The sequence below is a fragment of the Leeuwenhoekiella nanhaiensis genome, assembly GCF_002744755.1.
Lineage (GTDB): Bacteria > Bacteroidota > Bacteroidia > Flavobacteriales > Flavobacteriaceae > Leeuwenhoekiella > Leeuwenhoekiella nanhaiensis.
Genome location: NZ_KZ319294.1, coordinates 27041 through 44194, shown reverse-complemented (window position 1 = coordinate 44194; position 17154 = coordinate 27041). Strand labels below are relative to the sequence as shown.

General features: G+C 43.9%; 19 protein-coding genes. 10 read left to right on the top strand and 9 right to left on the bottom strand.

Features of this window, described 5'->3' with window-relative positions; translation table 11 throughout:
- Window positions 1-178: 178 nt before the first annotated feature.
- On the top strand, window positions 179-1294 hold the full coding sequence (locus CJ305_RS13860; RefSeq protein WP_099646880.1) for a PepSY-associated TM helix domain-containing protein: 1116 nt from the start codon (window positions 179-181) through the stop codon (window positions 1292-1294).
- 73 nt (window positions 1295-1367) lie between these two features.
- Here CJ305_RS13860 and CJ305_RS19305 read toward each other — a convergent pair whose 3' ends face one another.
- Window positions 1368-1529: a Lacal_2735 family protein gene (locus tag CJ305_RS19305; RefSeq protein ID WP_143469388.1), complete on the bottom strand. Its 162-nt coding sequence runs from the start codon at window positions 1527-1529 to the stop codon at window positions 1368-1370.
- A gap of 154 nt (window positions 1530-1683) precedes the next feature.
- Between CJ305_RS19305 and CJ305_RS13855 the strand changes: the two genes are divergently transcribed.
- Window positions 1684-2382 (top strand): HAD family hydrolase, encoded by a 699-nt coding sequence (locus CJ305_RS13855; protein WP_394340052.1) that lies wholly within the window; start codon window positions 1684-1686, stop codon window positions 2380-2382.
- On the opposite strand, the gene CJ305_RS19495 is transcribed toward CJ305_RS13855, so the two are convergent.
- Window positions 2379-2543, bottom strand: a complete 165-nt coding sequence (locus CJ305_RS19495; RefSeq protein WP_189319454.1) for a hypothetical protein — start codon at window positions 2541-2543, stop codon at window positions 2379-2381. The two genes, CJ305_RS13855 and CJ305_RS19495, sit on opposite strands and share 4 nt — an antisense overlap.
- Window positions 2544-2833: 290 nt before the next feature.
- Between CJ305_RS19495 and CJ305_RS13850 the strand changes: the two genes are divergently transcribed.
- Window positions 2834-3718: a hypothetical protein gene (locus CJ305_RS13850; protein ID WP_099646878.1), complete on the top strand. Its 885-nt coding sequence runs from the start codon at window positions 2834-2836 to the stop codon at window positions 3716-3718.
- Window positions 3719-3789: 71 nt separating this feature from the next.
- On the opposite strand, the gene CJ305_RS13845 is transcribed toward CJ305_RS13850, so the two are convergent.
- Window positions 3790-4575, bottom strand: a complete 786-nt coding sequence (locus CJ305_RS13845) for a hypothetical protein (protein ID WP_099646877.1) — start codon at window positions 4573-4575, stop codon at window positions 3790-3792.
- 109 nt (window positions 4576-4684) lie between these two features.
- Complete coding sequence (locus CJ305_RS13840; RefSeq protein ID WP_099646876.1) at window positions 4685-5413, bottom strand: class I SAM-dependent methyltransferase; 729 nt, start codon at window positions 5411-5413, stop codon at window positions 4685-4687.
- Between the two features lie 35 nt (window positions 5414-5448).
- On the opposite strand from CJ305_RS13840, the gene CJ305_RS13835 reads away from it, so the two are divergent.
- Window positions 5449-5946, top strand: coding sequence for a YkgJ family cysteine cluster protein (locus tag CJ305_RS13835; protein ID WP_099646875.1), 498 nt, complete (start codon window positions 5449-5451; stop codon window positions 5944-5946).
- Between the two features lie 2 nt (window positions 5947-5948).
- Window positions 5949-6935, top strand: a complete 987-nt coding sequence (locus CJ305_RS13830) for a DUF1028 domain-containing protein (RefSeq protein ID WP_099646874.1) — start codon at window positions 5949-5951, stop codon at window positions 6933-6935.
- A gap of 83 nt (window positions 6936-7018) precedes the next feature.
- Here the strand turns inward: CJ305_RS13830 and CJ305_RS13825 are convergent, their stop codons facing one another.
- The 4 genes from CJ305_RS13825 to CJ305_RS13810 form a co-directional block, all read right to left on the bottom strand.
- Window positions 7019-8569: a M20/M25/M40 family metallo-hydrolase gene (locus CJ305_RS13825; protein WP_099646873.1), complete on the bottom strand. Its 1551-nt coding sequence runs from the start codon at window positions 8567-8569 to the stop codon at window positions 7019-7021.
- A gap of 125 nt (window positions 8570-8694) precedes the next feature.
- Entirely contained in the window at window positions 8695-9981 is a 1287-nt protein-coding gene (locus CJ305_RS13820; RefSeq protein WP_099646872.1) for a serine hydrolase domain-containing protein, read from the bottom strand.
- A gap of 16 nt (window positions 9982-9997) precedes the next feature.
- The gene (locus tag CJ305_RS13815) at window positions 9998-10363 is read right to left on the bottom strand and encodes a carboxypeptidase-like regulatory domain-containing protein (protein ID WP_099646871.1); all 366 of its coding nucleotides are present in this window, start codon (window positions 10361-10363) and stop codon (window positions 9998-10000) included.
- A gap of 125 nt (window positions 10364-10488) precedes the next feature.
- Entirely contained in the window at window positions 10489-11748 is a 1260-nt protein-coding gene (locus CJ305_RS13810; RefSeq protein WP_223248879.1) for an exo-beta-N-acetylmuramidase NamZ family protein, read from the bottom strand.
- Between the two features lie 7 nt (window positions 11749-11755).
- On the opposite strand from CJ305_RS13810, the gene CJ305_RS13805 reads away from it, so the two are divergent.
- The 3 genes from CJ305_RS13805 to CJ305_RS13795 all read left to right on the top strand — a co-directional run bounded on the left by CJ305_RS13805 (window position 11756) and on the right by CJ305_RS13795 (window position 14979).
- Window positions 11756-12985 (top strand): ABC transporter permease, encoded by a 1230-nt coding sequence (locus tag CJ305_RS13805; protein WP_099646979.1) that lies wholly within the window; start codon window positions 11756-11758, stop codon window positions 12983-12985.
- 224 nt (window positions 12986-13209) lie between these two features.
- Window positions 13210-13884 carry a hypothetical protein gene (locus CJ305_RS13800; protein WP_099646870.1) on the top strand — a complete coding sequence of 225 codons (675 nt, stop codon included), beginning with the start codon at window positions 13210-13212 and terminating at the stop codon, window positions 13882-13884.
- Between the two features lie 114 nt (window positions 13885-13998).
- Window positions 13999-14979, top strand: coding sequence for a PLP-dependent cysteine synthase family protein (locus CJ305_RS13795; protein ID WP_099646869.1), 981 nt, complete (start codon window positions 13999-14001; stop codon window positions 14977-14979).
- A gap of 2 nt (window positions 14980-14981) precedes the next feature.
- Here CJ305_RS13795 and CJ305_RS13790 read toward each other — a convergent pair whose 3' ends face one another.
- A complete protein-coding gene (locus tag CJ305_RS13790; RefSeq protein WP_099646868.1) occupies window positions 14982-15503 on the bottom strand; it encodes a hypothetical protein in 522 nt (173 codons plus the stop codon).
- Window positions 15504-15585: 82 nt separating this feature from the next.
- On the opposite strand from CJ305_RS13790, the gene CJ305_RS13785 reads away from it, so the two are divergent.
- Together CJ305_RS13785 and CJ305_RS13780 are read left to right on the top strand one after the other, a co-directional pair.
- Window positions 15586-16881: a DUF2851 family protein gene (locus CJ305_RS13785; protein WP_099646867.1), complete on the top strand. Its 1296-nt coding sequence runs from the start codon at window positions 15586-15588 to the stop codon at window positions 16879-16881.
- 44 nt (window positions 16882-16925) lie between these two features.
- Window positions 16926-17153 (top strand): PspC domain-containing protein, encoded by a 228-nt coding sequence (locus CJ305_RS13780; RefSeq protein WP_189319453.1) that lies wholly within the window; start codon window positions 16926-16928, stop codon window positions 17151-17153.
- Window position 17154 lies beyond the last annotated feature (1 nt).

Here is a 17154-nt window from a genome sequence, read left to right as displayed (position 1 = left end):
GCAAATCGCATTATTTATAAACCCGGTTCTTTGAGCCGGGTTTTTTTATAAACTCTGAAGATTATTATTTTAATTAAGTCTAAATAGTTTTAATTCTGATGAAATTTTATATTTGTACCCGATACATTTAAACGTTTGGGGAATTGGAGTGTCTTAGGAATACTCTTGAAAAATAAATATGAAAAAAAAGAAGTCTTTTAGTTTTCGGAAATTAATCAACGATGTGCATTTATGGCTGGGTCTTGCGAGCGGGATCATCCTCTTTCTGGTTTGCCTTAGCGGAAGTATTCTGGCTTTTGAGCACGAGATCAAAGCATTTTTTGAAGAAGATTTAAAAGTAGAACCAAAAGGGGAGATGCTTAGTCTCAAAGCCCTCGAAACTAAAATACGTCAGAATCACGCCGGCACCCTTACTTCGGTAAATATCCCGGCAGATGAATCTGCGCCCTACACTTTTACCATCAAGGAAAATCCGGAAGAACGCCGCGGAACCAATCTTCAGGTGAATCCGTATACCGCAGAAACGCTGATTGCAGGGCCTAATCCTGCAGATGGGTTCTGCTTTTTCTTTTTTAGAATGCACCGCTGGTTGCTTTTTGATTCGTCTATAGGCAGACCTATTGTTGGAGTGGCAACCATCATCTTTTTGATCCTTTCCATTACCGGTTTGGTTCTTTGGTTTCCCAGAAAACTCAAACGCAAAAACTTTAAAGCCGGATTTAAGATCAAGACCAAAGCCAACTGGAAACGCGTCAACCACGATTTACACAACACGCTCGGGTTTTACGCGCTTATCTTTATTGTTATTATGGGCATTACCGGTTTATGCTGGTCTTTTGAAGGCTATCGCGAAGGGCTTGGCAATTTAATTGGCACACCCGTTTTTAACCGCTCTTCCCCGGAATTTGAAGTGCCCGAGACAGCCACGACACTTGATCTTGATGCAATTGAGGAAGTCGCGGCACGTGTTTTTCCCTTCGATGGAGATCTAAGTATCAGTTTGCCAGGAAATCGTGCTGATTATTTCAGTCTGCGTAAGAACAACGCTTCAGGATGGTCACCCGTAGCTGCAGATCGTGCCTACATTGCCAAAAACGGTGAAGTGCTTGCATTAGATATTTTCGCAGATAAACCGCTCAATGTACAGTTTGCATCGCTTATAAAGCCTTTGCACACCGGAGAGGTTTTTGGGATGTTTTCAAAAATCATTTACTTTTTGGCTTGTCTGATAGCCACGAGTCTTCCCATTACCGGAACGCTCATCTGGATCAATAAAATGAAAAAGAAAAAGTAAGACGATACCATTGTAAAAAAGCATCGCAGCGATAAACTACGATGCTTTTTTTACTTAAATAAAGTTTGATTATCTAAAGCGATTCAATCTTTTTCAGAATACGATCGGCTTCGGCATACTTGTCATCACTGGCCGAGCGATTGCTCTTGGAAAGTTCAAAAGCTTCCTTCATCAGCTTCTTGTATTCGATCTCTAATTTTTCTTTTTCGGTCTTCTTTTTAAATAGTCCAAACATCGTTTTCTTTTTTTAGCAATTTTCGTTTAAGTTAAGAAACAATTTGATCTCAAAACCCGGTTTACCGCTATTGTTTCAGAGTTTTAAACAGAATGAGGCCGGTTGACTTTACTTAAAATTGAGTTGTGTATTTTTACGATTCATCAAAAACTACTTGCTTTTGGATTTAAGCAGCATAAAAGTCATCGCTTTTGACGCCGATGATACCCTTTGGGTTAACGAAACCTTTTTTAGAGAAGCCGAACTTGCCTTTGCCAAACACCTGCGTGAATTTGGTGATGAGGACGATATCGTAGAAAAGCTTCTCGATACCGAGATTCGCAATCTGGACACCTACGGCTATGGGATTAAAGGCTTTACCCTTTCAATGCTCGAAACCGCGCATCGCCTAATGGGCGATAAACTTAGTGCCGAAACCATCGATTTTATTTTGAAGAAAGGGAAGGAGATGCTAGCCGAGCCGGTTGAGGTACTTCCGCATATTGAAGAGGTTTTGCAAAAACTGTCTAAAACGCACAAGTTGGTCGTTGCAACTAAAGGTGATCTACTCGATCAGGAACGGAAATTGGTTAAGAGTGGTCTTATTGACTATTTCCATCACGTAGAGATTGTTTCAGATAAAAAGGAAACGCAGTATAAAAAACTGGTAAAACATCTGGATATTGAACCCGGTGAGTTTTTGATGGTGGGTAACTCGTTGAAATCTGATGTCATTCCGGTGTTGGCGATGGGAGGTTACGCGATTCATATTCCGTTTCACACCACGTGGAGCCACGAGCAGGTAGATGAAGAAATCGCGCATTCTAAATTCAAAACGCTTTCCAATGCGAGCGATTTGCTAAAACTTTTTTAACCTCTTCTGGGGAGAAAACTGCGTAAAATGTAGACCAGAATCGCGATCCCTACACCAAGAAGCAGGCCTTTGCCAAAGCTGGCGTGAAAAATCCAGATGACCAGAGCGATAATTGCGAGTACTCCAAATAGGATTGCGGCGCGTTTGTGTTCGTTATTCATCCCGTAAAGATACAGATATCCGTCTGACTGGCATAGCAAATTGATGATTCGGCATGAATATGATTAAAATTTGAAGCTTTCCATATTCTGTAAAGGGAAACGGAACCCAAATTTATCGGTCGTGGCGGGTAAAATTCCATCTTAAATGCTCATAAAAAACGATTGCGATAGCATTTCGTTAAAAACTGCAAATTTTTAAGGAAGATTTAAAAGATTTGTACACTTTTGATACATAATTAACGTTACTAAAAAATTGGGTTACAACCCATAACTAATCAAATTTTAGAAAAATGGAGAATGAAAATAAGAATACGGGAATGAAAGTAATTACGGGAATACTTGCCGTTTTACTGGTAGTTGCCGGGGCTTTTGCGATAAAGCTGTATAACCAGGAAAAGAATACCAAGGCAGAGCTTACCGAAGAGAAAGAATTGGTATTGAATGATCTTAAACAGATGGTAAGCAAGTATGATGCGGTAATCGAAGAAAACAACCTAAAAGATACTGAGCTTAATCAGGCTCGTGACCGTATTCAGGTATTGATTGATTCGGTTCAAAAAATGGAAGCTTCTATTTCTGTATTGCGTCGCTACCGCGATGAGGTTTATAAACTTAAGAAAGAACGTGAATACCTTTTCGCTCAGAATGACAGTCTTAAAGGTATGAACAAGATGCTCGCCATGCGCGTAGACAGTACTACTTATGAACTGGAAGTAAGCCGTATGAAGCGTGACAGCCTTGCGACGATTAAAGACGAACTTGCCGAAAAAGTAGCTTTAGGTTCAAGCCTTGCTGCTAATAAACTGGTAGGTACCGGAGTAATTGTGCGCAACAGTGGTAAACTGGTAGAAAATGACCGTGCCCGTCGTGTTGACCGTATCAGAGCGTGTTACACCGTGCCTCAAAACCGTATTGCTGAAGCCGGAGATAAAGAACTTTACGTTCAGGTGCTAGACCCGCAAAACAACATTATGGGAGCTAACAAGACCGTAAAAATCGACAGTATTACAACCGTTACTTACAGCGCTATTTCTAAGTTTTACTACGAGAACACAGCGCTTGATATCTGCGAAAACATCGCTCCACGCGGAGAAGATTTTGCAAAAGGTTTATACAAGATCAATATTTTTGATGGTGGAAAAATGATCGCTACGACCAGCCTGGTACTCGATTAAGCACTTCATTAAAGCAAATAAAAAAGCTTCCGGTTTTGCCGGAAGCTTTTTGTTTTTAGAGCCTGTCGTGATTATTTACCGCCATTTGCCCGAAGATCCTCAAGGCAGAATTCTCCAAAAGTCGGCAGGCCGGTCATTGCAGAGCTGGTTGCATCTGCAACGGTTTGAAAATACATCAGGCAATTTTCCTGATTACAGTGCTTATTTAGCGCATCTATACCGTCATCATTAGGCTGTTCATCTTCGTGATCGCGTACCATATCAGTTCCCAAATTGACCAAGCCAAATAAATGTCCAAATTCGTGCTCGGTAGTCACCGTCTCCAGTTGGGTGAGACTCGCTCCGCCAATTCGGTTGCTGAAATCTCTTAGGGTCTTTTCAAAAATAATACACGAGGTATTGCGGTAAGCGGTACCTAGAATTCGGCTGGTGTCCGTGTCTTTTTCAGAGTTTTGATCTGCAAAAAAGATCCATACAGCTAACTCATCGCCTGCATTAAAAGCGGTACGATTGTCTGCTTCGATTTTTACATATTCATCGCGCTCCAGAGAACCTACAGACGTCGCAGGCACCAAAGTTTCTATAAAGGTAATTCCGTCTGGTTTATTTAAGCGTTGCTCAAAGAAGCTACGTAAGTTATTAAGTGTTGCTGTAGCGGGTTTAAAACCGGCCACGTAAGCGATTTCTACACGCAGACTGGTAAACTCATCGGCACTTAAAAAATCGCGGGCAGAAGTCCCAAGAGCTTGCTTATTGGCAAGCGTAGGATCTGGCGCAGTAGTTTCGTCTTTAGAACAGGAAAGTACAAAAAGCGCAAAAAATAGGGTGAGGTAAGGGGTAATTCTTAAACTATTCATCTGTTTTATATTAACAAGTGCCAAAAATACTTAAACGGAGAGGCATCGGCACTTGTTGTTTGTTTAAATTCTTTTTAAAATTTACGAGTTAAAGCGCTTTACGGTTTTTTCAATCTGCTTTAACCAGTCGCGCCAGGTATTCATGATGCGGTCCGTCAAGGACTTTTGTGCAGCTAAATCCCGACTTCTCTGCTTCAGCCTTTAAAGTTTCAAAATCGAGATAGAGCCAGTCAAAAGCCTGAGAGGTTTTCTTTTTATACCTGATTTTAAACGTGACTTCGCCATAATAATCCCTGCTGGTATCGCGCCAGTAGCTGCCATCTTCTTCCTCATACATAAAGGCGATGTCTGAAGAATCAACTAAAATCTGTCCGTTTTCGCTCAGCAGGGAGCCCAACTGTTTCAGTGCGTTTGGAGTATTTTTCAAGGTTTTGAAAATACCGGTACCGTTCATCAGCAAAAGCAGCGTGTCGTAAGAGGCTTCGGTAAGTTCAAAAACATCTGCCTGTATTGTTTTTTCAATTCCGCGCAGTTGGCAAACTTCAATCGCCCCGCCTGAAACATCCAAAGCAGTCACATCCTTACCCTGTTTTTGCAGGTATAAACTGTGGCTTCCGGCGCAGGCGCCCACGTCCAGAATTTTGCCTTTCGCCAGCTTTAAGGCTTCCTGTTCGATTTCGGGCATTTCTTCAAAATCCCGGAAGAGATAGGGAATGGGAATTTCGTCATCTTCGGTAAGGGAAGAGATCACTGTGATGTCTTCGGTATGCCTTCCGTGGTAAAAATCAAGAAGGGCTGCGCCGAAAATATCGGGGTTTACAGAATCTTTTTTCGCCATAAATTAAGGCTGCTTTAATTACGTATTTTTGCGCTATGGATGAATTTATTGAGCAGCTGCCCAATCTGGCCAAAGATAAGCATAAAGAAACTGCTGCCTATTTTAAAAAGCTGAAGCGCAAACCGCCCAAAGATCTGGATTACCAGATGCAGGAATTGCACGATGAGGAATTTGCGCAGACTGATTGTCTGGAGTGTGCCAATTGTTGCAAGACCACCGGGCCGTTGTTTACAGACCGTGACATCAGCCGTATTGCAAAGCATTTCAGAATGAAAGATGCACAGTTTATTGATACCTATTTGCGTATTGATGAAGACAAGGATTATGTGTTGCAAGAGGTGCCGTGTACCTTTCTGGGAGCTGACAATTATTGCATGATTTACGATGTGCGCCCCAAGGCCTGTGCCGAGTTTCCGCACACAGACCGAAAGAAATTTCAGCAAATAACCAATATTACTCTGAAGAACGTTGCGATTTGTCCCGCAGCCTATAACATCGTCGAAAAGATGAAAGAACGTATAAAATTGAAATAGGTATGAAAAAATTACTCACCGTATTACTGATCGCCTCAAATGCAACTTGCTTTGCTCAAAACATTAATGCAGATAAAAGCGCGTTTGCCCACACCTTTTCTATCGTGGCACGCGATGCCAATACCGGCGAAATGGCGGTTGCGGTGCAGAGTCACTGGTTTAGCGTGGGTTCTTTAGTCTCCTGGGGAAAAAGCGGAGTAGGGGTGGTGGCCACTCAGTCTTTTGTAAATCCCGCATATGGGCCAAGAGGCTTGGCGCTTATGCAGGAAGGTATTTCGGCAGAAGCAGCTTTAGATCAACTGGTAGCCGAAGATGAAGGCAAGGCCTTTCGCCAGGTCGCTTTTTTAGATGTAAATGGAAATGCTGCCGCATACACCGGTGAGAAATGTGTGGTATACGCCAGTCAGATAACGGGTGATAATTTCTCGGTACAAGCCAATATGATGCTGACCGACCAAACGGTTCCTGCGATGGCAAAGGCTTTTGAAGCTCATAGCGATCTTCCGCTTGCAGAGCGTATGGTAGCTGTGCTTAAAGCCGCTCAGGATGCGGGTGGTGATATACGCGGAAAGCAAAGCGCAGCCTTGATCGTGGTAGGTCCTGAATTGGCTGAAAATTCCTGGGAAGAATATAGAATCAATTTGCGGGTTGACGATCATGAAAACCCCATTGAAGAATTAGATCGTTTGCTGAAGGTTGCCCGTGCGTATGACTACATGAATCGAGGTGATCTGGCTGTAGAGGCCGGCGATATGCCCGAAGCCTTAAAGCTTTACGGTACCGCTGAACGTATGTTTCCCGATAATCTGGAAATGCAATTCTGGGCAGCCGTAGCGATGGCAAACGACGGGCAGCTAGAAGAAGCCAAGCCTATTTTTAAAAACATTTTTGAGCAGGACGAAAACTGGCGCGAGATGATAGGCCGTCTCGTAAAACCGGGATTATTGACACTTAGTGAAGAAGAAGTAAAGCAGATTCAGGAGTTGTAATCCTTTACTTAAAACAAAAAAAAACCTGAGCAATTGCTCAGGTTTTTTTTAAAATCTAAAATCTAGCGTCTAATATCTCAAATCTAATCTTCAAGTCCACCACGACGGGTTCCGTCACGAGGCTCAGGCCAGGTCATTTGTTCACCGGTTCTTGAGCTTACGGGTAGAACAATTTGTTCACGCGAGGTTTTATCTTCATCTTCACTAGCCATATAGGCTAATACAGCCGTAAGAATCACGTTGTTTTGCACATCATCCCAAACGATTTTATCATAGGTGTCGCGGTTGGTATGCCAGGTGTAGTTCCAGTAATTCCAGCTTAGCGAACTAAGATTGAAGGCAGGAGCACCCGCGGCAACAAAGGAGGCGTAGTCAGAACCGCCACGACCGGGAGCCCCGGGGAAGTTGGTTTCGATTTCGGCTACTTCATCGGGCACTGCGCTTAACCAGCTGCCCAGGTAATCGTAAGCGTGTAAAAATCCGTTTCCGGAGATGTTTGCCACGCGACCGGTACCATTATCCTGATTGAATACCGCCTGTACACCGGCGACGATTTCCGGATGGTCTTTTACAAAAGAACGAGAACCGTTAAGTCCCTGTTCTTCACTTCCCCAGTGACCTACAAGGATGGTGCGTTTGGGATTGGGATATACTTTTTTAAGAATACGCATAGCTTCCATCATCACGAGGGTTCCGGTGCCGTTATCGGTAGCGCCCTGAGCGCCGTCCCAAGAATCAAAATGCGCAGAAAGAATCACATATTCGTCCGGTTTTTCGGTCCCTTTAATCTGAGCAATGGTATTGAAGGTTGGTGCTTCGCCCAGATCTTTAGATTGAGCCACCACCTTGATGACCGGTTTATCACCATAATCCGCAAGGCGGTAGAGCAGACCGTAATCTTCTAAAGCGATGTCTACCATCGGGATTTTATCGGTGTAGGCCGAAAAGACTTTATTTACGCCAAATCCGCGTGACCAGTTGCTGGTGATCACCCCAACAGCTCCGGCTTTTTCCAAAATTTTCGGCAATTCGCGTGAAGAATATCCGGTGGCTTTGATGCGGGCGTTCCAGGCATCGTTAAGCGCGTCACGCTCGGTTTTCATCTTTTCAAATGATTCTGGAGTTGCCCATTCTTCCCAGTTTTCATCAGGTCTTCCGGTAGGTTGCGGCATAGAAATCAAAACAAATTTACCTTTGACCTGGCTCAGCATATCTTGAAATGCCAGTGAATCTTTAGCTTCCGGTAACACCACAACCTCGGCTTCTACACCTTTCGCAGAAGTTGAAGGGCTCCACGCCAGTTGCATGCCTTCCAGACTTACGCTGCGTGGACTCACCAAATCAATATGTGTAATCCCGCGATCCCAGGCTTTCCAAACTCCCCATTGCTGATTTTCTGCAGGTATGCCCCAATCGGTATAGGTTTTAACCGCCCAGTCGTGTGCCTGTTTCATTTCAGGACTTCCTACGAGTCGGGGTCCAACCACGTCGAGCAATTGATGGGCGAGTAATTTAAGCTGGGAATTTTCAGTGGCTTCGGTAACCACCGCCTTGATGGTTTCCTCCTGACTTTGGGCGCATAACCCGGCGCTTAGCAGCGAACTGATCGCAAAAGCAAAAAGCTGTTTTTTCATGGATTTGTATTTAGTTTTCCGGTTAAAGTTAGCCTACAGATGGTATTTAAATGAAAGGAATCGGACAAAACTGCCCGATTCCCTGTACAATTAATAAGGCTCTATTTTTTTAGCCTAAAAATTCTTTATTCTGCAACAGACGAAAAAACGATGTTGCGAAACTTCCAGGCGGTCTGATCGTTATTGGCTCCAAGAGTTTGTTTCAGGATGATCCCAATGAGTTTTTGTTTTGGATCTGCGAAATACTGCGTGTTGAAATAACCTCCCCACTCAAAAGTGCCCGGACTTCCCTGGCCACCTTTCGCGGAAGCGCCTTCTCCCACAACTTTAAAAGCAAGACCGTGACCGGCACCTTGATCTGCCCAGATATCACCTATTTGATTGCTCAAAATAAAGTCGACGGTAGTTGGACTTAAAATGCGTTTGCCGTTAAGCTGCCCGCCGTTGACGTACATCTGCAAGAACTGGGCGTAATCAAGCGCAGTACTGGAGAGTCCGGCCCCGCCCGAAAAGAAAGTTTGAGCACCGCTTATAGGATAGTTTGCAGCATAAAAAGCATTAGAACCGGCGTCTGTCCACTTGCCGTTTTCCAGAGCCTGTACGGCAACCAGACGCTCGTGCTTTTCTTTTGGAATGTAGAAATAGGTGTCGGTCATCGCCAGAGGCTCAAAAATCTCTTCGTGCATAAATACATCCAGCTTTTTGCCTGAAAGCAGTTCAACCAGATATCCTACCACATCGATCCCTTCACTGTAGGTAAAACGTTCGCCTGGGTTGTGATGCAAGGGCATCTTGGCCAGTTTGGGTTCGTTTTCGGCCAGGGTTATGTTTTTGGTTGTAAAGCCGTCGATGATTCCGGCATCTTCATATAGTTTTCTAAAGCGAGCATCGCCATCTATCGCACCATAGCCAATCCCCGAAGTGTGGGTTAGTAAATGACGAATGGTAATGGGTTTATCTGCCTGGTGTGAGGTGTAACTTCCGTCAGGTAAGAGCGAGTCAAGAACCTGCGCGTCTTTAAACTCGGGAATATACTTTGCAATAGGATCGTCTAGCTGGAATTTACCGCGCTCCCATAAAATCATCGCTGCGGTAGAGGTTATGGCTTTGGTTTGTGAAGCAATGCGAAAGATTGAGGATGTTTGCAGTTTTTTGCCCGAAGGATCAGCCTGACCGAAAGCTTTATGATAAACCACCTTGCCATCACGCACCACCAGTGCCACGATGCCCGGCACCTGTTTTTCGGTTATTGCCTCGTTGGCCAGTGAATCGATGTAGCTGAGGTGATAGGTGCGCATTCCTGCATCGGCAGGCTTTGCAAGGGGTAATTCATAGGTGTTTTGCTGGGCGAAAGCGGTAAAACCGCAGAGGCATAAGCCTAAAACGAATTGCTTCAGGAATGTGTTTTTCATAAAGATTAGGCGTTGGTTATTTACTGTTTCCGTCACTGATGGTGATGATCCTGACCGCTTTATCAGAGCGCAGGTTGGATAGGTTTTCTTCGTAAAGATTTACTTTTTTCTCGAGTTTTTGAAACTGATCTAAAGTTAATTTTAATGTGCGGTAGCCTACCATATTAAATAAAAGGGTGTCCTGAGGTTGCAGACCGTTTGCCTGCTCAAAGTAGAATACGCCGTCTTTCTTTGTGGTAACCCCCTTTTTTATAGACTTGATGAACACATTGACTCCGGTAATAGGTTCCTGAGTTTTAGCATCGGTGACTGTGCCCAGAAGTCGCTGGGCTTGTGTGGCGCCGCAAAAAAGCAAAAGGGTCAACGTGATAAGAAATTTCATAAAAACTGCGTTTAGCTATGAAAGATTGATTTTTAATAAAGTAGAACCCTAAATATAGGAAAAACGCAGATACTTGTTGTTAATTTTCAACAATTTTAGGGTAATCTAAACCTGTTTTTAAAAAATTACGGATAGATCAGATATCTGGACCGCAAAGCCTTAAACCGGTCAATTCCCGGCTTCCAGGAAGCATAAATAGCATCAAGCCCCAAATCCTGCTCAATTTGTTTTTGCAGAAGTGTGGTGCCCGCGTGTGCAGTGAAATTGGTCGTGTTGAAAAAGGAAGCCTTATCGGTATAGTTTTGATAAGCGTTGTAGATAAAACTCAGGTCTACCCGGTCAAGAGGGGCAAGGTCGCGCAGATCAAGGCCGTGGCAAACTTCGCCTTTAAATTTTGGGTTTTTGGAACCAAAATTAGGCTGAGGTGTGTAAGTAAGCGGATAATCGGCTGCTGGTAGTAACGGGCTGCCAATAACCTGAAACTGCATTTCGGTACCCCGACCGGCGTTAAGCGCCGTGCCCTCGCAAAGACCCAGGCTGGGATACAGCATTACCGACTGGTCGTTGGGTAAATTTGGCGAAGGCCTTACCGGTAGCGAATAGGCTAAATCGTGCCGGTACCCCGTCATTGGGATTACGGTAAGTTCTACTTCTTTTTGTGATTGAAGCCAGCCTTCTTTGGCCATCATCTGCGCGTATTCACCAATGGTCATCCCGTGAACCAGCGGAACACCGGCGTGCATACCTAAAAAACTGGTGTGTTCGGCTTCCATCACCGGGCCGTCTACATAGCTTCCGTTGGGGTTGGGGCGATCGAGCACAAGGACGGGGATTCCGGCATCTGCGGCTGCTTCCATCACATAATGTAAGGTGGCGATATAGGTATAAAAGCGTACACCCACATCCTGAATGTCAAAAACAATCACGTCCAGACCTTCCAGCTGCCCGGGTTTTGGTTTTTTATTGTTGCCATAAAGCGAAATCACCGGCAAACCGGTTTTAGGGTCTTTTCCGTCTTTTACCGCTTCGCCGGCATCGGCTGTGCCTCTAAAACCATGTTCGGGAGAAAAGACTTTTACCAGATTTACGTTTAAGCTTAAAAGCGAATCGACCAGATGGGTATAGCGTTTTTCACCCTCTATTTTTTCGGGTTTAAGAATTAGCGAACTCGGGTTTCCCACCACAGCCACGCGTTTGTTTTTCAACAAGGGGAGGTAGGCTTCGGTGCGGTTTGCGCCCAAAACCAATTCGGTTTCCTGATTTTGCGCATCAGTTAGTGAGGCTTCAGCAGCGGCTTCCTGTTTTTGTTTTCCGGGATGGTTTCCGCAGGAAATCGCAATTACAACAACTAAAAAAAAGTTACTTTTGAGCAAACGAAACGCCATAGGACGATTGAATTTTGAATATTTTACAGCTAAACGCATAATTGGTGCCAAACAGTATAAAAGTACTGCTTCGACCCCTATTATTAAAATTGCGATCATCGCAATTGTGCTGGGTATGGTGATGATGATGATCACCATCGCTACAGGTATTGGACTTCAGCAAAAAATAAAAGAAAAAGTTTCGGCCTTTAATGGCGATGTTATTGTCTCCCAGTTTGATGGCAACAACAGCGATATAACGCTAAATCCCATTCCCAAAAATCAGGATTTTTACCCTGATTTTGAGAGCGTTTCTGAGGTGAGTCACGTACAGGTTACGGCTACCAAAGCCGGCGTGATACGTACACCAACCGATTTTGAAGGCATTATTGTAAAAGGCGTGGGCGCAGACTACCGCTGGGATTTTATGCAGGAATTTCTGGTGGAAGGACGCTTGCCAGACTACAGCGATAAACTCAATACCGAAATACTGATCAGTACCTATCTCGCAAACCGTCTTGGCTTTAAAAACGGCGATAAGGTGATCGTGTTCTTCCTTAAAGAAGATGGAGGCTTTTTAAACCGCCGCTTTGATATTGTAGGTATTTACGATAGCGGTTTTCAGGAGTTTGATGAGACTTTTTTGTTTGCAGATATCAGGCATATTCAAAAGCTCAATAAATGGGAAGAGGATCAGGTGGGGGCTTTTGAAGTTTTTGTAGACGATTTTGATAAGCTCGATGAGATTGGGGTCGAAATTTATAAGAATACCGATTCGTTTCTGAATACAATGACTATTAAGCAGAAGTATTACTCCATATTTGAGTGGTTGTCGCTCTTTGATTTTAACATAGCACTCATCATAGCGGTGATGATCATCGTTGCCGGGATCAATATGATTGTGGCCTTACTGGTACTTATTCTGGAGCGTACCCCGATGGTAGGCATACTCAAAGCTTTAGGCGCCAGTGACTGGAGCATCCGTAAAATCTTTATGTACAACGCGCTGTATCTGGTAGGTGTTGGGCTGTTTTGGGGTAATGTTATCGGTATTGGTTTATTGTTGATTCAAAAGTATTTTGGTTTGATTACGCTAAATCCTGAAACGTATTACGTAAGCGAAGCTCCCGTTTATATTGATTGGTATTATATCGTGTTGCTCAACGTGGGTACCTTCCTGCTGTGTGCGCTGATGCTGCTCATTCCGTCTTATGTGATCACCCGTATTTCTCCGGTTAAGACTATTAAATTTGACTAATTGGCTCCGCCAAAAGGTGTGAGTTTCCGGGACCCGCCTCTAAATCAAGGCTATGTTTCCTTTGCATATCTCAAGGGCTTACTGATGTAGTTTGTTTTCTCGCAGGGGCGAAAGCAAAACCGAATCAGTTACAACTGAGTACCCAAATTTTACAGTTGAGTAAAGCCTTTTTCTTATCGCGCAGATCAATGTCCATTTTTGAAGGGTAATTCAAAACCTTTATGATGGAAACCGCAATTAAGATCGCAATTTACATTCACGCTTTTTTTGGAGCCATCGGCCTTATAGCCGGAAGCCTTAGTTTTATGGTCAAAAAAGGAAGCAAACTCCACAAAAAATCTGGAGAGTGGTTTACAATCGGCATGTTGGCGAGTTCGGGTCTTTCGGTACCCATTGCCAGTATGCCGGGGCACGAAAATCCCTTTTTGGTGATGATTGGCTTATTTACCATTTATATGGTGCTAGTAGGTAACCGGTCTTTGCGTTTTAAAAAGCGCAAAACGCTTGCTAATAGAATAGACTGGGGCATTTCGGGATTGATGGCCTTGATTTCGGTGTTGATGCTTGCCGCGGGATTGCTGAAATCGGGCGAGCTAGCGGTGTTATTTCTGTTTTTTGGCGCAATTGGTCTCGTGCTGTGTTTGATGGATTTCAAATTTTTGCGAAATCCGCATAGAACTAAAACCGGCTGGCTGGTACAGCACATCGGTAAGATTATTGGGGCTTATATCGCATCGGTTACCGCTTTTCTGGTTGCAGGAACCCATCTGTCTGGTCTTGCGGTTTGGATTCTTCCGGCAGTGGTGGGCAATACGGCAACGATTTATTGGATTCTTAAGGTGAAAGGCGTAAAACTGAAGCTCCCGTTACAAAGAGCATCCTCGAGCTTTTCGAAGTAATTACCGGAGCGTTAATTCTTGTTAATTCGGCATAAAAATTATTCTTAAGGCTTAGATTTCTTAAAATAGAAAGTATATTCCGCTTTCATTTTGAGATCCTTTAAAAATCAGTTTATGCAGTATGCCGAAAACATTCTGGAAACTATAGGCAACACGCCGATGGTTAAAATCAACAGACTTACCGCAGATTTACCCTGCCTGGTGCTGGCTAAATACGAGACCTTCAATCCGGGGAATTCGGTAAAAGACCGAATGGCTTTAAAAATGGTTGAAGATGCGGAAGCTGCCGGAATTTTAAAACCGGGAGGAACCATCATTGAAGGTACCTCGGGAAATACCGGAATGGGGCTTGCGCTGGCTGCAATTGTGAAAGGCTACAAAATGGTCTGTGTTATTTCAGACAAACAAAGCAAGGAGAAGATAGATATTCTTAAAGCTGTAGGTTGTGAGGTGGTGGTTTGCCCAACTGATGTGGCACCCGATGATCCGCAGTCTTATTACAGTACCTCGCGCCGCCTGGCTGAAGAAACGCCCAATTCCTGGTACGTGAATCAATATGATAACCCGAGTAACTGCAAGGCTCATTTTGAGTCAACCGGCCCGGAAATCTGGGATCAAACAGATGGTAAAGTAACTCATTTTGTGGTTGGGGTTGGTACCGGTGGGACGATTTCAGGAGTTGGTGCCTATCTTAAAATGAAAAACCCAAACGTCAAGGTCTGGGGTGTTGATACCTACGGATCAGTCTTCAAAAAATACCACGAGACCGGTATTTTTGATGAAAACGAAATTTATCCCTACATCACCGAAGGTATCGGCGAAGATATTCTTCCGCTCAATGTAAATTTTGATTTGATTGACGGCTTTACCAAGGTAACCGATAAAGACGCCGCAATTTACACCCGCCGGCTTGCCAAAGAAGAAGGTTTTTTTCTAGGCAATTCGGCAGGTGCAGCCATAAAAGGATTACTTCAGCTTAAGAAACATTTTACCAAAGATGATGTGGTAGTAGTTCTTTTTCACGATCACGGCAGCCGCTATGTGGGCAAAATGTATAACGACGCCTGGATGCGCGAAAAGGGTTTCCTGGACTAAAATTAGCTGTCTTCGCGGGTTACATTCATTTTTAAAATCTGATAATCTGAATCTTCACCGCTTGCTTTCAGCACGATAGCCGATCCTGAATACGTTTCTGTATTTTCGTTTTTGGTTTTGACCGTATAGCGTAAAGGCAATTCTATTTCAGTACCATTAGTATTGGTATTTACGGTTGCGTCCTGAGTAAAACTGACCGTTATGGTTTCGATTCCAGCGTTTTCTTCTGCAAATTCAGAAGATGTTCCCCGGTCACTGGAGCGTGACATTTGCTCATAAGCTTCGGTAAAATCGCCGCGGTCAAGAGCGGAGAAGTATTTATTTACTACCTGCTTGGCACTTACAATTTCGGCTTTATTTTGAGCTGAATCGCTATCGTCGGCAGGAATCATATCCTTGCCTTCCACGACAGGCCCTTCGCGTTCTTCAAGCTGGATTTCGTTTTCGCTGTTTGTTTTTCGATCTCCACAGGATACGGTAAAAATTCCGGCAGCAAGGAGAAGTGTAAAGATTGACTTTTTCATAAAAATTATTTTTGTTAAAGGTATTGGAGCTGAGGCTTGAAGCCTATTAAGGTTGTGCTAAAATTGCTTTAACTTTATCCTAATGAGCGAGGCATTTTTACATTATCTCTGGAAGTTTTTAAAATTTGAAGAAGCCACTTCAGAGTCCGGCTTATTGACCACTACCGGCCAAAATGTACAAATTCTTAAACCGGGAATGCATAACCAACTTTCAGGTCCTGATTTTTTCAATGCGCAGCTAAGGATAGACGGTCAGCTTTGGGCTGGCAATGTTGAGGTTCATCTCAAAAGTTCAGACTGGTATTTGCACAATCACGAGCAGGATGAGGCCTACGCAAATGTGATTTTACATGTGGTATGGGAAGATGATTGTGATGTTTTTGATAAAACCAATCAGCCTATTCCCACTTTAGCTCTAAACGGCCGAGTGCCTAAGTCTTTAATACACACCTATCAAAATCTAATGAATAGGGGTCAAGTGCGGTTTGTAAATTGCGAAACCGATTTTGGAGAAATCCCGGTTTCTGTTTTTGAACCCTGGCTTGAGCGGGTTTATTTGGAACGCCTGGAGCGCAAAGTGCTTGAGGTCGAATCTCAGCTTGACGAACTTCAGGGGGACTGGGAAGCGGTCTTGTTTGTGAGACTGGCGCGTAGTTTTGGTACGCTGGTCAATGCCGAAGCATTTGAAGAGCTCGCTAAGACGATTCCCTTTTCCACAATAAGAAAGCTTGCCGCATCTCCGGGTTTGCTTGAGCCTGTGCATTTAGGTGTAGCCGGGTTATTACCCGAAGAAACGCAGGAAGCAGTAGTGCGCAAATGGAAGCAGGATTTTGAATTTGCAAGGACTAAGTTCAATCTTTCGCCCGGTCTCAACCATCAGATGCAGTTTTTTAAACTGAGACCGCCTAATTTCCCAACGCTACGCCTTTCCCAACTTGCGGCTCTTTATGAGCATTCTCCCAATCTTTTTGAAATCTGTATGCAGACTTCAGAACGAACGGTTTTTCAAAAGCTATTTGCCGTAAAAGCATCTTCGTATTGGGAAACCCATTACACCTTTGGTAAATCACACGCCAAAAAAGTAAAAAGGCTTACAGGTGGTTTTATAGACATACTGCTTATCAATACGCTGATTCCTGTAAAATTTGCCTATGCCCGCTATCGCGGCGTCGAAGTTGAAGAAGAATTACTGAATTTACTGACCCAGATTCCGTTGGAGCAGAACAGTCTGGTAGCTGGTTTTGAAGCCTTGCGGAAATTAGAAAGCGATGCGATGCACAGTCAGGCTTTAATTCAGCTTAAACAAAATTACTGCGATCCCAATCGCTGCCTGCTCTGCGGAATAGGAAATTTTCTGCTAAGAAAGAGCAGTAGTTGAGCCTGCCCGATAAAATTTAGTAATTTGCGTACAAACCCCACCTGATGAGTTTCATTTCCAGAATACGGAATTTCTTTGAACGCAATGGCTTTTACGTGTCTTCCCGCCTGGCAGACCGTATGGGAATTCGTGCCAAAAACGTACGCCTGTTTTTTATTTACCTTTCGTTTGCCACGGCGGGTTTGGGCTTTGCCGTATATCTGGTTTTGGCTTTTTGGCTCAAGCTGAAAGATTTAGTGTACACCAAGAGGAGTTCGGTTTTTGACTTATAAT

Excerpts from the sequence above, each read along its gene's own strand:
- CJ305_RS13860 (WP_099646880.1), top strand. The coding sequence starts at position 179 with ATGAAAAAAAAGAAGTCTTTTAGTTTTCGGAAATTAATCAACGATGTG.
- CJ305_RS19305 (WP_143469388.1), bottom strand. The coding sequence starts at position 1,529 with ATGTTTGGACTATTTAAAAAGAAGACCGAAAAAGAAAAATTAGAGATC.
- CJ305_RS19495 (WP_189319454.1), bottom strand. The coding sequence starts at position 2,543 with ATGAATAACGAACACAAACGCGCCGCAATCCTATTTGGAGTACTCGCA.
- CJ305_RS13850 (WP_099646878.1), top strand. The coding sequence starts at position 2,834 with ATGGAGAATGAAAATAAGAATACGGGAATGAAAGTAATTACGGGAATA.
- CJ305_RS13845 (WP_099646877.1), bottom strand. The coding sequence starts at position 4,575 with ATGAATAGTTTAAGAATTACCCCTTACCTCACCCTATTTTTTGCGCTT.
- CJ305_RS13840 (WP_099646876.1), bottom strand. The coding sequence starts at position 5,413 with ATGGCGAAAAAAGATTCTGTAAACCCCGATATTTTCGGCGCAGCCCTT.
- CJ305_RS13835 (WP_099646875.1), top strand. The coding sequence starts at position 5,449 with ATGGATGAATTTATTGAGCAGCTGCCCAATCTGGCCAAAGATAAGCAT.
- CJ305_RS13830 (WP_099646874.1), top strand. The coding sequence starts at position 5,949 with ATGAAAAAATTACTCACCGTATTACTGATCGCCTCAAATGCAACTTGC.
- CJ305_RS13825 (WP_099646873.1), bottom strand. The coding sequence starts at position 8,569 with ATGAAAAAACAGCTTTTTGCTTTTGCGATCAGTTCGCTGCTAAGCGCC.
- CJ305_RS13820 (WP_099646872.1), bottom strand. The coding sequence starts at position 9,981 with ATGAAAAACACATTCCTGAAGCAATTCGTTTTAGGCTTATGCCTCTGC.
- CJ305_RS13815 (WP_099646871.1), bottom strand. The coding sequence starts at position 10,363 with ATGAAATTTCTTATCACGTTGACCCTTTTGCTTTTTTGCGGCGCCACA.
- CJ305_RS13810 (WP_223248879.1), bottom strand. The coding sequence starts at position 11,748 with ATGGCGTTTCGTTTGCTCAAAAGTAACTTTTTTTTAGTTGTTGTAATT.
- CJ305_RS13800 (WP_099646870.1), top strand. The coding sequence starts at position 13,210 with ATGGAAACCGCAATTAAGATCGCAATTTACATTCACGCTTTTTTTGGA.
- CJ305_RS13795 (WP_099646869.1), top strand. The coding sequence starts at position 13,999 with ATGCAGTATGCCGAAAACATTCTGGAAACTATAGGCAACACGCCGATG.
- CJ305_RS13790 (WP_099646868.1), bottom strand. The coding sequence starts at position 15,503 with ATGAAAAAGTCAATCTTTACACTTCTCCTTGCTGCCGGAATTTTTACC.
- CJ305_RS13785 (WP_099646867.1), top strand. The coding sequence starts at position 15,586 with ATGAGCGAGGCATTTTTACATTATCTCTGGAAGTTTTTAAAATTTGAA.
- CJ305_RS13780 (WP_189319453.1), top strand. The coding sequence starts at position 16,926 with ATGAGTTTCATTTCCAGAATACGGAATTTCTTTGAACGCAATGGCTTT.